The sequence below is a fragment of the Mesorhizobium sp. WSM4806 genome (genome assembly GCF_055811635.1).
On the sequence record NZ_JBVVQZ010000020.1, the window covers coordinates 83,958 to 97,858 of the forward strand.

General features: G+C 64.1%; 15 protein-coding genes. 5 read left to right on the forward strand and 10 right to left on the reverse strand.

What is annotated here, in order from left to right; translation table 11 throughout:
* Window positions 1-294 precede the first annotated feature (294 nt).
* The 3 genes from AC0L2M_RS26890 (at window position 295) to AC0L2M_RS26900 (ending at window position 2,143) form a co-directional block, all read left to right on the forward strand.
* Entirely contained in the window at window positions 295-1,200 is a 906-nt protein-coding gene (locus tag AC0L2M_RS26890; protein WP_473536342.1) for a bestrophin family protein, read from the forward strand.
* Window positions 1,201-1,324: 124 nt separating this feature from the next.
* On the forward strand, window positions 1,325-1,735 hold the full coding sequence (locus AC0L2M_RS26895) for a DoxX family protein (protein ID WP_091592141.1): 411 nt from the start codon (window positions 1,325-1,327) through the stop codon (window positions 1,733-1,735).
* Between the two features lie 144 nt (window positions 1,736-1,879).
* Window positions 1,880-2,143 carry a YMGG-like glycine zipper-containing protein gene (locus AC0L2M_RS26900; RefSeq protein ID WP_287173062.1) on the forward strand — a complete coding sequence of 88 codons (264 nt, stop codon included), beginning with the start codon at window positions 1,880-1,882 and terminating at the stop codon, window positions 2,141-2,143.
* Between the two features lie 76 nt (window positions 2,144-2,219).
* On the opposite strand, the gene rpsP is transcribed toward AC0L2M_RS26900, so the two are convergent.
* From rpsP to AC0L2M_RS26935, 7 genes are all read right to left on the reverse strand, one after another.
* Complete coding sequence (rpsP, locus tag AC0L2M_RS26905; RefSeq protein ID WP_027153676.1) at window positions 2,220-2,621, reverse strand: 30S ribosomal protein S16; 402 nt, start codon at window positions 2,619-2,621, stop codon at window positions 2,220-2,222.
* A gap of 44 nt (window positions 2,622-2,665) precedes the next feature.
* Entirely contained in the window at window positions 2,666-2,992 is a 327-nt protein-coding gene (locus AC0L2M_RS26910) for a chorismate mutase (protein ID WP_095495656.1), read from the reverse strand.
* A gap of 7 nt (window positions 2,993-2,999) precedes the next feature.
* Window positions 3,000-4,628, reverse strand: a complete 1,629-nt coding sequence (gene ffh, locus AC0L2M_RS26915) for a signal recognition particle protein (RefSeq protein ID WP_473536343.1) — start codon at window positions 4,626-4,628, stop codon at window positions 3,000-3,002.
* A gap of 323 nt (window positions 4,629-4,951) precedes the next feature.
* Window positions 4,952-5,914 carry a CPBP family intramembrane glutamic endopeptidase gene (locus tag AC0L2M_RS26920; protein ID WP_128245792.1) on the reverse strand — a complete coding sequence of 321 codons (963 nt, stop codon included), beginning with the start codon at window positions 5,912-5,914 and terminating at the stop codon, window positions 4,952-4,954.
* 251 nt (window positions 5,915-6,165) lie between these two features.
* Window positions 6,166-6,765, reverse strand: coding sequence for a DUF1236 domain-containing protein (locus tag AC0L2M_RS26925; protein WP_128245791.1), 600 nt, complete (start codon window positions 6,763-6,765; stop codon window positions 6,166-6,168).
* A gap of 63 nt (window positions 6,766-6,828) precedes the next feature.
* Window positions 6,829-7,923, reverse strand: coding sequence for a zinc-binding metallopeptidase family protein (locus AC0L2M_RS26930; protein ID WP_128245790.1), 1,095 nt, complete (start codon window positions 7,921-7,923; stop codon window positions 6,829-6,831).
* A 115-nt stretch (window positions 7,924-8,038) separates the two neighbouring features.
* On the reverse strand, window positions 8,039-9,286 hold the full coding sequence (locus tag AC0L2M_RS26935; protein WP_473530378.1) for a flavin monoamine oxidase family protein: 1,248 nt from the start codon (window positions 9,284-9,286) through the stop codon (window positions 8,039-8,041).
* A gap of 265 nt (window positions 9,287-9,551) precedes the next feature.
* Here AC0L2M_RS26935 and AC0L2M_RS26940 point away from each other — a divergent pair, with 265 nt between their 5' ends.
* Window positions 9,552-10,346 carry a lytic murein transglycosylase gene (locus AC0L2M_RS26940; RefSeq protein ID WP_023803772.1) on the forward strand — a complete coding sequence of 265 codons (795 nt, stop codon included), beginning with the start codon at window positions 9,552-9,554 and terminating at the stop codon, window positions 10,344-10,346.
* A 116-nt stretch (window positions 10,347-10,462) separates the two neighbouring features.
* On the opposite strand, the gene AC0L2M_RS26945 is transcribed toward AC0L2M_RS26940, so the two are convergent.
* Together AC0L2M_RS26945 and leuD are read right to left on the reverse strand one after the other, a co-directional pair.
* Complete coding sequence (locus tag AC0L2M_RS26945; RefSeq protein ID WP_473536344.1) at window positions 10,463-11,392, reverse strand: hypothetical protein; 930 nt, start codon at window positions 11,390-11,392, stop codon at window positions 10,463-10,465.
* A 61-nt stretch (window positions 11,393-11,453) separates the two neighbouring features.
* A complete protein-coding gene (leuD, locus tag AC0L2M_RS26950; protein WP_023803774.1) occupies window positions 11,454-12,059 on the reverse strand; it encodes a 3-isopropylmalate dehydratase small subunit in 606 nt (201 codons plus the stop codon).
* A 152-nt stretch (window positions 12,060-12,211) separates the two neighbouring features.
* On the opposite strand from leuD, the gene AC0L2M_RS26955 reads away from it, so the two are divergent.
* Window positions 12,212-12,637 (forward strand): GNAT family N-acetyltransferase, encoded by a 426-nt coding sequence (locus tag AC0L2M_RS26955; RefSeq protein WP_023803775.1) that lies wholly within the window; start codon window positions 12,212-12,214, stop codon window positions 12,635-12,637.
* Between the two features lie 42 nt (window positions 12,638-12,679).
* Here AC0L2M_RS26955 and AC0L2M_RS26960 read toward each other — a convergent pair whose 3' ends face one another.
* Window positions 12,680-13,846, reverse strand: a complete 1,167-nt coding sequence (locus AC0L2M_RS26960; RefSeq protein WP_128245786.1) for an NAD(P)/FAD-dependent oxidoreductase — start codon at window positions 13,844-13,846, stop codon at window positions 12,680-12,682.
* Window positions 13,847-13,901 lie beyond the last annotated feature (55 nt).

A 13,901-nucleotide genomic window follows, 5' to 3' on the forward strand; every position in this document is an offset into this window, starting at 1 on the left:
CTGCCGCGGCGGGCCCTCCGCGGGGCGCCGGACGACCGGCGGCCCGCAGTCGCGGGCTCGGCCTTCGGCCGTTAGCCCCCTTTTCCCCGTTCACGGAGAGAAGGTGCCGGCAGGCGGATGAGGGGCGGCACCGGCGCCTCAGTTAGGTCGCGTCGGGCCGGCATCACCTGGCCCTGCTCTGCCCTCAAACCGGCAAGACGACATCGCCATGTCGCTGGCGGCTGGGCTTGTGCGTGTACTGCGTCGCACAATGGAACCGACCAGGATCATTGCCGGTCCGTGAAAGGGGTTTCGATGATCGTTCGCCCGCGCCCGGGATTTTTGCATCTGTTCTTCATCATGCGCGGCTCGGTGGTGCCGCGCATCCTGCCGCAGATCTTCGGCTTCGGCATTTATGGCGCACTGGTGGTGCTGGCGGTCGGGGCCCTGCAGCTTGACCTCGGCAATGCCGGGCCCGCGCCGCTCGCCTTGCTCGGTGTGGCGCTGTCGATCTATCTCGGCTTCCGTAACAATGCCGCCTATGACCGCTGGTGGGAGGCGCGCAAGCTGTGGGGCCAGCTTGTGTTCGACATTCGCAATCTGGCGCGCGCCAGCACCGGGTTGATCGAGGATCGGGTCGAACTGCACGGGCTGCTGATGGAGGCGATCGCCTTCTGTCACTTCCTGCGCGGCCTGCTTCGGCGGGTCGATGCCACGACCGAAGCACGCGCGTTCATCGATGAAGCGGCCGAAAGTGCTGCCAAGCTGGCCAACCCGCCGGACGCCATGCTGCGGCGGATGGGCGAGCGAGCCGCCGCGTTGTACAGGGCCGGCGCAATCGATGTCATGGGCTACCGCATTCTCGACGAGCGCCTGTCGCAAATCGCCGCAGCGCAGGCCGGCTGCGAGCGCATCATGGGAACACCGCTTCCGTTTGCCTACACGCTGCTGTTGCAGCGCACCGCCTATATCTTTTGCCTGCTGCTGCCGTTTGGGCTGGCCTCGACTGCCGGTTGGGCGACGCCGCTGTTCACGGCGCTGATCGCCTACACCTTTTTCGGCCTCGACGCGCTTTCGGAGGAACTCGAGGACCCGTTCGGCACCGAGGCCAACGATCTCGCCCTCGACGGTCTGTGCCGCGTCTGTGAAATCTCGGTGTTCGAGGCGCTCGGCGAAGCGCCGCCAAAAATGATCCCCGCCAAAAAATACTATTTTTCCTAGGGTTTGTTCCCGCGCTCACCGAAGCACCGTGCGCTGGAAAAATCATAAGCGTGTCGGATCGCCGCCTCACGCCGCGTCCTTGGTTCGACCCTCGCCAAGAGGGCTCGAAACAACCGGAGGACCAATGACCATGTCTCAAACAGCATCCGTCACGCCGAGCGCGCTGTGGACCGGCCGCGGGCTCAGCGCCCTCATCGTGCTGTTCATGACCTTCGACGGCGTCATCAAGCTGCCGCCGCTCGATGTCGTCACCCAGACCATGGTGCAACTCGGCTGGCCGGCCGATCCCGATGTCTCGCGCATGCTCGGCATCGTCGGGCTGGTCTCGACCGCGCTCTATGCGGTGCCGCGCACCTCGGTGCTCGGCGCCGTCCTGCTCACCGCCTATCTCGGCGGCGCCATCGCGACCCACGCGCGTCTTGGCAGCCCGCTGTTCTCGCACACATTGTTCGGCGTCTATCTCGGCCTCATTCTGTGGGGCGGCCTTTTCCTGCGCAATCCCGGGGTGCGCTCGCTGATCCCGTTCAGCCGGTAGCGGCGACATCAAAGCCGTTCGATGGCGGTCGCGCCGCCAGAGAGGGCGCCGCCACCCTTCTTCCTTGTCCGTGGATCAAATCGCCCGGTTGCGAGTTAGACGATGTGGGGCGAGGACGGAAAACCCCATTTGGGAGGAGCGACGATGAAGAAATTGGTGGTCATGATCATATTGGCAACCACGCTCGCAGCCTGTTCCCGGACAGAACAGGGCGCCGCGGTCGGTGGCTTGGGAGGCGCTGCTGTCGGCGCTGCCGTTGCAAATGACCCGGTGGAGGGAGCTGTTGTTGGTGGTGCTGTCGGCGCCGTCGCCGGCGCACTGATCGGTCGTGCGACCGAACCCGGCCGGTGCCGCTATCGCGATCGCTATGGACGCGTCTACATCGCCCGCTGCCCGGCAGGCTATTGATCGGGCCGCGTCATAGCTCCGACGAAATGAAACGGCGGGCAAAGCGCCCGCCGTTCCGTAAGCGATAAAAAGCGGATTATTCGGCGGTCGCGGCTTCCGCCTCGGCCGGCGCGGCTGCCGCGGCGGCAACCGCGGCGGCTGCATCGTCCTGCGCCTTCTTCAGAAGTGCGGCGCGTTCCTGCGCCTTCTTGCCGGGTTCGGCCTTCTTGGGATTGGAGCGGGCCTCGCGCTTGGCGATGCCGGCCTCGTCGAGGAAGCGCAGCACGCGGTCGGTCGGCTGGGCGCCGTGCGAGAGCCAATGCTTGACGCGGTCGGCGTCGACCTTGACCCGCTCGCCGTCCTTGGGCAGCAGCGGGTTCCACGAGCCGAGCGACTCGATGAAACGGCCGTCGCGCGGCGAACGGGCGTCGGCGACGACGACGTGGTAATAGGGACGCTTTTTCGAGCCCGCACGGGCCAGTCGGATTTTCAAGGGCATTTCTTTTCTCCTAAAACGCTGATTTTCGGGTTTACGGCTGGTCCTCAGCCGGTTTTCGTTACGCCGTTGGATGCGGCGATATGCTCGTGATGGCGGATCACTTCGCGGACGACGAAGTTCAGGAATTTCTCCGCGAAATCCGGGTCGAGATGGGCGTCCTTCGCCAGTTGGCGAAGGCGGGCGATCTGCTGCTGCTCGCGCGCCGGATCGGCCGGCGGCAGGCCATGCGATGCCTTCAGCTCGCCGACCGCCTTGGTGCAGCGGAAACGCTCGGCCAGCATGTGGATGAGCGCTGCGTCGATGTTGTCGATCGAGGCGCGGTAGTCGACCAGCGCCGCGCGTGCGTCGGCCATGTCCTTCTCTTCGTTCATCGCGCCCTCACTTCTTCTTGCCAGGGGCGTTCTTCCCGAGCATTGGCAGACCGCCGCCGGATCCTGGCAAACCAGGAAGCTTCATGCCGCCGGGCAGCCCAGGCAGACCACCGCCACCTGGGAGGCCACCGGGAAGACCCTTCATGCCGCCGAGACCGGCTGCCTGTGCTTGCTTCTGCAAGGCTTCGAGCTGCTTGGGGCCCATCTTGGACAGGTCCGGCATGCCGCCGCCCATCATGCCGCCCGGGCCACCCATGCCCCCTGGCATCATGCCGCCGAGTCCCATCTTCTGGGCCAGACCGCCCATCATGCCACGCATCAGGCCACCGCCTTTGCCCTTGCCGCCCATCGCTTTCATCATGTCGGCCATGCCGCGGTGCATCTTCAGGAGCTTGTTGATCTCGGCCGCATCGGTGCCGGAGCCTGCGGCGATGCGCTTCTTGCGCGAGTGCTTCAGAATATCGGGGTTGGCGCGCTCGGCCTTGGTCATCGACGAGATGATGGCGAGCTGGCGGCCGAACATCTTGTCGTCGAGACCGGCGGCAGCCATCTGGTCCTTCATCTTGCCCATGCCCGGCATCATGCCCATGATGCCGCCCATGCCGCCCATCTTCGACATCTGCTGAAGCTGGCCGGCAAGATCGTTCAGGTCGAACTTGCCCGACTGCATCTTCCTGGCCATCGCCGCCGCCTGCTCGGCGTCGATGTTTTCGGCAGCCTTTTCGACGAGGCTGATGATGTCGCCCATGCCGAGAATGCGGTCGGCGATGCGCTTGGGATGGAATTCCTCCAGCCCGTCCATTTTCTCGCCGGTGCCGATCAGCTTGATCGGCTTGCCGGTGACGGCGCGCATGGAAAGTGCCGCACCACCACGGCCGTCGCCATCCATACGGGTCAGCACCAGGCCGGTGATGCCGACGCGCTCATCGAAGCTTTTTGCCAGATTGACGGCATCTTGGCCCGTCAGCGAATCGGCGACCAAAAGGATTTCGTGCGGCGACGAGACCTTCTTGATGTCGGCCATCTCGACCATCAGCGGCTCGTCTATATGGGTGCGGCCGGCGGTGTCGAGGATGACGACGTCATGGCCGCCGAGCTTTGCCGCCTGCACGGCGCGGCGGGCGATGTCGACCGGCGTCTGGCCCTCGACGATCGGCAGCGTGGCGACCTTGACCTGCTCGCCGAGCTGACGGAGCTGCTCCTGCGCGGCGGGACGCCGCGTGTCGAGCGAGGCCATCAGGACCTTCTTGTTCTGACGCTCGGTGAGGCGCTTGGCGATCTTGGCCGATGTCGTGGTCTTGCCGGAACCCTGCAGGCCGACCATCATGATGACGACTGGAGCCGGTGCATTGAGGTCGATGGCGACGCCCTCGGCGCCCAGCATCCCGACCAGCTCGTCATGGACGATCTTGACGACCATCTGCCCGGGCTTGATCGACTTCAGCACGGCGGCGCCGACGGCCTTCTCGCGCACCTTGTCGGTGAAGGAACGCACCACTTCCAGCGCAACGTCGGCCTCAAGCAGCGCACGGCGCACCTCGCGCAGCGCCGCCGAGACATCGGCCTCGGACAGGGCGCCGCGGCCGGTGAGGCCGTTCAGGATCGAACCAAGACGTTCCTGTAGCGATTCAAACATTCTTCTTCCTTTTCCCTGGCACCCGGATGATGCCCGAGAGGTAATGCGTTCGCGCCCAGTATCCAACCCAAGCTGTCCAGGCAAAAGCCAAAAGCCAAAAAGCACCCGGGGGCGCACAGCGCTGCCGGATGTTGGCCTCCAGGATCGATTTACAGCACGTCGCCTCAAACAGGCTTCGGCGTCCCGGTCGGCTTGCTCGGAGGGATACTCGTCGCGGAATTCGCGGGCTGTAGACAGGAAATCGGCCGCGGAGTCAAGGTACGGGCCGAATACGCTGAACCGGGCCGGTTTGGTTTATGGCAGCACCACCAGCGTGATGCGCATCAGCTTGGGCCGCCGGGGTGCGAAAAATCCGGCTCGACCTTCAGCGGCGAGCGCGGGTGCAGGAGCAGCAGAACGGTCAACAGGCTGCAGACGATGCCGATCGCCGCGATGAGGACGGCATCAAGCGTCGTCCAGCCGGGGCCTTCGAGCGGCTTGGCGTTGAGCAGGGCGAAGGAATTGTAGCTTTGCTGGTGCGAAATCAGCAGGAAGCCGGTCAGATTGTTGCCGAGGTGGGCGCCGAAGGCCGCGCCGAGATTGCCCGTGGCATATACCACAAGCGTCAGGAGCAGCGCAAAAGCGGCGATCGAGGCCAGCACGCAGGCGTTGATGGCGGTCGTCGAGCCTGGGTTCCAATGCATCGCAGTGAACAGAAGTCCTGGCAGCAGCGCCCAGATGAAGGGGTTTTGAAAGCGGTTGGCCAGGCCCCTGAGGAGATAGCCGCGAAACAGCACCTCTTCGGACGAGGTCTGCAGCAGGGTCAGCGCGGCGATCGGGATCAGGAACAGCAGCCAGGACGACAGGCCGATCGCACCGCGCGCAATGTCGGGCTGCAAGAGATAGAGCAGTATCTCGGAGAGCAGCGATGTGACCAGCACCGCGGCCAATCCCCTAAAAAATCCCGAGCGCGAAACGCGGCGGCTGGTGCCGATCAGCGCCATCAGCGGCTCGCGATGGACCCAGCGCATGGCAGCCCACAGGCCGAGCCAGATTCCGGCAAAGGAGGCGAGCGCGGCGAGGATCCCGGTGGACGAGGCCATGAAATTCTGCACCGCCCCTCCTTCCATCGGGGCGCCGGACGATGCTTGCCAGACGACGAAGAAATAGGCGCCGCCGAACAGCACGGCGACGGTCGTCGCGACCCAGAACAGGACGACGATCGCCGTTCCGAGCAGGAGCCGCGGCAGGGTCGTCTTGGCGTTGGGAGTATGCCGATAGCGCTCGAAGGCGGCAGGGTCTATCACGCGGGCTCACAGGCTGGTGCTTCGGGTCGCATGATCTATTCGATCGGGTCGTGCCGCGCAATCGCTAGCCGCCAGCATTGCAAGGTCACTTCTCCCCGTCACGATACGGGGAGAAGTGCCCGGTCCACCCTCCGCAGCTGCTGCGGAGGACGGGCAGGACGATGAGGGGCGGCGCCAATCTCAACAATTGGTGGTCTCCAACGAGCATGGATTCCGTCAATTGTCTGAGGCGATTGCCCTGTTCGGCACCGTCAGCGCTCGACGTACATGATGCGTCGGGTGCCGGGGTCGACCAGTGCCGGCTGACCGTTCACATAGACATAGCGGTAGTCATAGTCCGGAATCTCGCGCAACTCGACGGTATCGGGCAAGGTCGCGCCGGTAACCACCTCGCCCTCGAGATAAACCGGGTCGACCCGGTTGGTCTCGATGTAGGTGCGGACTTCGGCCGGCGGCCGCCTGATCGGCTCGATCGGCTCGCCAGCGACGATCGCTCCGGTATAGATGTCGGGATCGTCGACATCGGCGGGGGCTTCGACGATGGTAATGTCTGCGTCGGCCGGGCGCCGGGTCAGGACGACCTCGTTGCCGCCGAAATCGGCCGTCACATAGTCGGAATAGATCCAGCCTTGGCCATTGGCCTCGGCTATGGTGCACCATTTGCTGTTTTGGATGCAGCCATCGAGCGTTGCCGACTGGCCGGCGGCGAGCACGCCGATCACCGGGTATTGCGGCCCTGGGCCGGCGCGAATGTTGAGATCGGCGACCGCCGAAACGGCGGTATCGGCCAAGGCTGTGCCGGACATGGCGGCAAGCGCTCCGGCGACAGCAGGAAACAGTATGCGCTTCATGGTTTCGCTCCGTGTTGATGGTCCCTCGCGAACGAAAACGAAACAAAACCTCATGCGTTCCGGCTAAAACGCCTCGGCCGGCTCACGTTTTGTTCCGGTTTCTTTCACGACTCCGGTCAGGAGTTCATGGACGAAGGCCAGCTTCTGTGCCGTCAGCTCCGAGATGACGAAGGGATAGAGGTCCGGCAGGCCCATGCAGCGGTTGATCGAGTTGGACGCTTCCGACAGCACCAGCCAGCGGGCTAGGACCTTTTCGAACGGTTCGGGAACGGCGGCAGGTTCCGACGGCGCCGGCTGGAGCTCGCCGCCGGTGTCGCCCCGCGACAGGTCGTTGGCCTCCATGGTTTCCAGCCGGCCGAGCGGGAAATTCAGCGCATGCACCATCTCCAGCGTATCGGTGATGTGCAGATGGTGTGCCCATGTCTCGGCCCAGTCCTCCCAGGGATGGGACGTGGCATAGGCGGAAATGTGGTCCTGCTGCCAGTCGGGCGGCGCGCCATTGGCATGGTAGGCCTTCAGCGCCTGCTCGTAATCGGCGCGCTCGTCGCCGAACAATGTGCGGAAGGCGGCAAGCCGTTGCGGGTCGTCGCGGATCAGGCGGTCCCAGTAATAGTGGCCGAGTTCATGGCGGAAATGGCCGAGCAAAGTGCGATAGTTCTCGCCCATCTCGACGCGCCGTCTTTCGCGCTCGGCCGAATCCGCCTCGGCGACATTGAGTGTGATCAGGCCGTTGTCATGGCCGGTCAGGATGCGCGCGCCACCCGGACCGCCGATCGGATCGGCAAGGAAATCGAAAGCGAGGCCGGCCTCGTCGCCGGCGTTCCGCTTGGGCGCGACCGGCAGTCCGGCGGCGAGCAGCGAATAGATGGCCCGCTTCTTTGCCGCTTCGACGCGGATCCAGCGACGGCGGTTGCCATCGACCGAAAGGTCCGGGATCAGCTGGTTCAGCGCGCAGGCGCCGCAGAAGGCATGGCCAGGTTCCGCCATCCAGTTGCAGGCGCACTCGTCGGCATTGGTGCACTGGAAAACGCCGCCGGCGCCAGACAGCACGAAGCGCGCATGCCCGGGATCGTAGAGCACGGAGCTGGCGCAGTTCAGGCACTGGGCGTTCTCGAAATAGAGGCGGTGGCCGCAATGCGGGCAATCGAAGAGCTTCATACCGATCTCGAATCACCAGATCTCAAATCACCAAGTCTCAAATCATCAGGCCCGGATATAGTGCGCAGCGGCATATCGCCCAAACGCCTGTCGGCGGCCGGCGTTCCTGCTGTTGCTATTTTGCCGCAAGCTGGGCGGCGACCGTTTTCGCCACCGCCTCGCCCGACAGCCTGGCGCCACCGCAGGTCTGCATCAGCGGACCGGCCAGATGCTCGCCGGCGAAGAAGATTTTTTCCGCCACTGGTTGCATCAGCGTGGCGCGCGCCTGCGAACGGCCGGGTCGGGCCGCCGCATAGGCGCCGCGCACGAACCGCTCGCCGCCCCAATTGGTCATCATGGCGCGCCCGACATGTTTTCTGACGTCGCCGCCGAAGATGGCGCACAGCCGGTCGACGACGAAGTCGACGCCTGCCGCCTCGCCCGCCGCCGACATCTCCCAGGCGAAATCGCCGCCAACGAAGCCGACCATCAGGTCGAGGTCGAAGGGAAAGCAAAGGAAGTAGATGTCGTGCCTGGCCAGCCGCTCGATCAGCAGGTCGTCGAACGGCGCCAGCCCGAGCCTTGTGCCCCTGATCTCAACCGGCAGCTTGGTCAGCATGCCCATCGGCAGGTCGAAGAAGGCAGCGAAATGCCTGTCTGGCAGCGCCGGCGCGAATTCGATCTCCTCGAAGGCGAGCACCGCCGGCGAGGCGGTGACGATGACCGCTTTGGCGCGGATGATGCCGCGATCGGTGACGCAGGCGACGCCGGGCACGTCCCAGAGGATTTTCCGCACCGGCGTCGACAGCTCGACCGGCACGTCGGCGCCGAAACGGGCGACCAGCGCGCCGAACCCCTCCTTGGTGAAGTAGTTCGGATCGAGATCGGCGGCAGCCTGAAAGTCGCGGATCGATATCTCGTCCTCGTCGGCGCCAAAGTCCATCGGCCCGGCAAAGGTGGCGGCGGCGCGCGGCGCATGGCCTTTGGCGAGCAGGGCCGAAAGACGGTCGTCGTCACCAACCTTGACCTCATGCGCCGCCAGCAGCTCGAACAGCCTGATATCGGCCGCCTTCATCGCGGCCTCTTCGTCCTCGCTCGCCTTTCGGTTGCGATAGTAGAGATGATCGACATTCATGTCGTGATGATGGAGCGTCCAGCGAGCGGCTTGCGCCTCGGGAAAGTAGGGATTGCGGTCGGCCGCGTGCAGCCAGGCGCAGCCGATGTCGAAAGGAACACCGAAATGCTGGTCGCTGGTCCAGGCGCGGCCGCCGATACGGTTCATCGCTTCGACCAGCTTGAAGGAAAGGCCGGCCGTACGCAGGGTCCTGGCGGCGGAAAGTCCCGCCGAACCGGCGCCGATGACCACGACGTCAACGTCTTCCATGAATATTCTAGCCCCCCGCCACAATAATTACTTGATCGTAAGCAAGTTGTCCGGCATTCGCCAGCGCTGCGGCGAGGATGCGTAAACGAGTTCTTAGCGCATCGGCTCGAAAATCGGTGCCGATTTTCGGAAAGCACGATGCGCAGATTGTAAAGTGTTGGAGCGTCTGCGTCCAAGTGGGCGCAAATCGCTCCAACGGTGACAAGCGGGCGTTTCGCTGGCAAATTCGTATTTGGGACAAGATCCAGGCAACCAGGAGAGCAACATGGCATTTTTTGCCAAGGCAAAGATTTTAGCGGCGGCGGCATCGATGATGCTTGCGGCGGCAACAGCGGCACAGGCCGCCCAATGCGGCAAAACGGGCGCGGGCTTCGAAGCGTGGAAGGCGGAGTTCGCGCAGGAAGCAAGGGCCAGCGGTGTAGGCTCGAAGGGTCTGGCCGCTCTGGCTAGTGCGACCTACGCAAAAAGGACGATCGCCGCCGACCGCGCTATCCACAAGGCTTTCGGTGGCTCGGTGGATGCTTTCATGAAGCGCCGTGGCGCGTCCACGATCATTTCCAAGGGCCGTTCACTGAAGAAGTCGAACGCGGCGCTGTTCGACAAGATCGAACGGACCTACGGCGTGACGCCGGGTGTGTTGCTCGCCATCTGGGGGATGGAGACCGGCTTCGGTTCCTTCTTGGGCAAGCAGAATACGGTCTCTGCCATTGTAACGCTCGCCTATGATTGCCGCCGCCCGGAGTTCTTCTACCCGCATGCTGTTGCAGCCCTGAAACTGGTTGATCGCGGCGCGTTGAGCGCCTCGTCGGTCGGCGCCATGCATGGCGAGATTGGCCATACACAGTTCCTGCCCGGAAATGTCTTGAAATACGGGGTCGGCAGCGGAAATCTGCGCGACAAGGCCACTGCGTTGGCTTCCACCGCCAACTTCCTCAAGGCTCATGGTTGGCAGGCGGGTGCCAGCGCACAGGCGAATCTCGGTGCAATTGCCGGCTGGAATGACGCGAGCAACTATCAACAGGCCATCGCCCGCATCGCCACGGCGATCGACGGCGAGTGATACAAGTCTCTATTCGACGGAAAGCCCGGCGATGCGCCGGGCTTTTTTGTCGATGGTCTGAGTACGACTGCCGCCGCTCGGCCCCGCCTTGCGAACGAAGGCATGAAGCAGAGAAGCTAATTCGGCGAGCCGAGCGCCTTGTCCATCGCTTCCCTCACGTCCGGGGGCCACGTGTTCACAGCCGGCCACGCATCCGGCTCGGTCTTGTCGCCGCGGCGCGCGAAATAGAGCTTGTGGTTGGCCGAATCGATCGCCATGAAGCCGTCGTCGCCGCCGCAATCATGCGGGATGCAGCCGCTGGCGTGGAAGACGCCCGAGGTGGTTTTCTCGGTGCCGCCGCCGACCAGCAGGCTGGTCGCCATGTCGGGCATCTCCTTGCCGAGCAGCGACGCGGCTTGCCTGTAGACGGCCTCGTTATGGAAGGCATCGACGATGCTGTCGTATTTCTCCGGGTCGACATCTTTCCAGCCTGTACCCGGCTCCGGCATGTAGGCGAGGTTGCCCGAGGTCGACAACCCGCCGGTCGGCGACCATTGCAGCGCCGGCTTCGATTCGCCCGGCAAGAGATTGGGCACGAAATAGATGGCGCCGTCGGATAGCGCGGCCGGCGGTGCGCCGCATTCGTCCTGCTCGACGGTGGTCGTCTGGATCGTGCCGCCTTCCGGCTTCCACACGATCACCTTGGCCGGACCGCATTGATTGCCGCCGTCGCCGACATCGACCAGCGCCACCGTAACGCCGCCGACCTCGACAATCCTGTCGAAGAAGACATCGTAATTGCGCGCCAGCTGCTTGCCGTCATAAGCCAGCACCTTCTCGCCATAGTCTTCCTGCTGGGTGATGGTCAGCTGCCCATTCTCGAACGGGACCGGTGCTTGGCCGTCATCCTCGGCCAGGGCCGCATTGCTCGACGCGCCCAGGTCGGCGGCCCCGCCGGACGCATCGTCAGCCGGCACGAGCACCGTGTCGGTCTGTGCATGCGCGCCAGCCACCGGCATCAGAATCCACGCCAGCGCCCAGGCGCCGGCAAGCAGCGAACGTGTCATGCCTGTCCCTCCGTTCAGCCGCCACGAACCCGGCCTGTCGCGGCCGGGGTCATCCTACCGTTCAGGCCCAGGGCCGCAGCTCGGCGTTCTTCTTCTCGAACGAGGCGATGGCGTCGGCCTTCTCCATGGTCAGGCCGATATCGTCGAGCCCGTTCAAGAGGCAGTGCCGCTTGAAGTCGTCGAGGTCGAACTTGACCACGCCGCCGTCCGGTCCGCGGATTTCCTTGGCTTCGAGGTCGATCGACAGCGTTGCGTTGGAGCCGCGCGAGGCGTCGTCCATCAGCTTGTCCAGATCCTCCGGGCTGACGGTGATCGGCAGGATGCCGTTCTTGAAGCAGTTGTTGTAGAAAATGTCGGCGAACGAGGTCGAAATGACGCAGCGTATGCCGAAGTCGAGCAGCGCCCACGGCGCATGCTCGCGCGACGAGCCGCAGCCGAAATTGTCGCCGGCGACCAAGATCTGCGCCTTGCGGTAGGCCGGCTTGTTGAGCACGAAGTCGGGGTTTTCCGAGCCGTCGTCCGTGTAGCGCATTTCGGCAAACAGTCCGCTGCCGAGCCCGGTGCGCTTGATCGTCTTGAGATAATCCTTGGGAATGATCATGTCGGTGTCAACATTGACGATCGGCATCGGCGCGGCAACGCCGGTGAGCTTGGTGAATTTTTCCATAGGTCTTGCCCGTCTTCTTTTCGCTGCGGGGATGTATTGGCGCCCGGTTTATACAAAGCTGCAGGCAAATAAAAGGCGGCTGTTTTCGCAAGCTTTGGTCCTAGAGCACGGACGGCTTCAAAGTTGCCGCCCTATGGTGCACCTTGGCCGGCATGACAACACGTCCCAAAGTACTCTACGCCACCGAACCGAACCTCGACGCAGCCGAGTTCCGCCGCGTGCTGGTGGAATCCGGCCTCGGCGTCACTCGGCCCATCGATGACGACGTCCGTCTGAAGGCGATGCTTGCCAATGCAGATCTGGTGTTGACGGCGCGCCTCGATGCGCCTGGCAAGCCGCTGATTGGCCTCGCCCGAGGCATCACCGACTTCTCGTGGGTGTGCTATATTTCCGAGCTCGCCGTCTGCAAATCGGCGCAAGGGCTCGGCATCGGCAAGGGCCTGCTCGACGAAGCGCGGCGGCAGCTCGGGCCATCCGTCGCCATGTCACTGATCTCCGTGCCCGACGCCGTCGGCTTCTACGAACGGATCGGCATGACGCGGATGGCGGACGCGTTCTGGTTTGGCCGCGAGCGCTGACGGCTGGCCTTGCGGTGCGGAACCCTTTGATGCCCGCCAGCGTCAGATCACATTCAACTCCCTGAAAGCCCGCCCCTCAGCGACACGGCTGTACCCAAACGCCGAGCAGTCCACCGTGCGGTAGCCGCCATGCACGATCAGCTCGGCCAGCGCCTTGCCGACCGCCGGCGCCTGCTGCAGGCCGTGGCCGGAAAAACCATTGGCGAAGAGAAAATTCTGCACCTGCGGATGCGGGCCGATCACCGCGTTTTGGTCGAGCGTGTTGTAATCGTAATGGCCGGCCCAGGCGCGCGTCGCCTTGATCGCCTCGAAGGCCGGAATGCGGGTCGCCAGCACTGGCCAGATTACCTCTTCGAACAGCGGCCAGTCGGGCTCGAAATCGCTGGGATCGGCGGGGCCGTCGCCGTCTTCCGGTTCGGCGCCGCCGGTGATGTAGATCGAGCCTTCTGGCCGGACATAGATGCCTGAGGGATCGACCAGCAGCGGCATGTCGTCATATTTCTCGCGCGCCTCGAAGATGAAGACATTGCGCTTGCGCGGTTCCACCGGCAGCACCAGTCCGGCCATTGCCGAGACTTTTCCGGCATTCGGCCCGGCGGCGTTGACGACGATGCCGGCGTCGAGCCTTTCGCCATTGTCGAGGCTGACGCCGGTGACACGGTCGCCCTGCCGTTCGATGCCGGTCACGTCGGCGGTGATGAAATCGATCTTTTTGTCGCGCAGCGCCTTGCGGAACAGCATCAGCATGGCATGCGCGTCGAACCAGCCCTCGCCGCTGCGGCCATAGGCGCCGGCGGTGATGCCCTCGGCCGACAGCCATGCAAACCGGCGGACGAGCGCCTCCGCATCCTCAAGCACGATGTCGGCGCCCTCGGCCAACTGCGTCTGGTGGTTGGCCTCAAGGATCGGCAACCCGTTCTCGCCGGCAAGGATGAGGTAGCCGCCTTCGCGAAAACCTATATCGGCGTCGGCCCCGAACTCTTCCGTCAGCCGCCGGAACAGTTTCAGCGTGAACTGCGACAGCCGGATGTTTTGCGGAATCGAAAACTGCTGGCGGATCGAAGCGCAGGACAGCGTCGTCGCCGCATGGGCAAACTGCGGGTCGCGCTCGACCAGCGCGATCGAGCCCGAAAACCCTTCCGCGCGCAAATAATAGGCGATCGAGGAGCCGACGATGGCTCCGCCGATGATGATGACGTCGTAGCGCACTTTTTCGCTTCTCCAGTTCTGAAGCATGATCCCGAAGCCGGTTTTCTGAAACGAT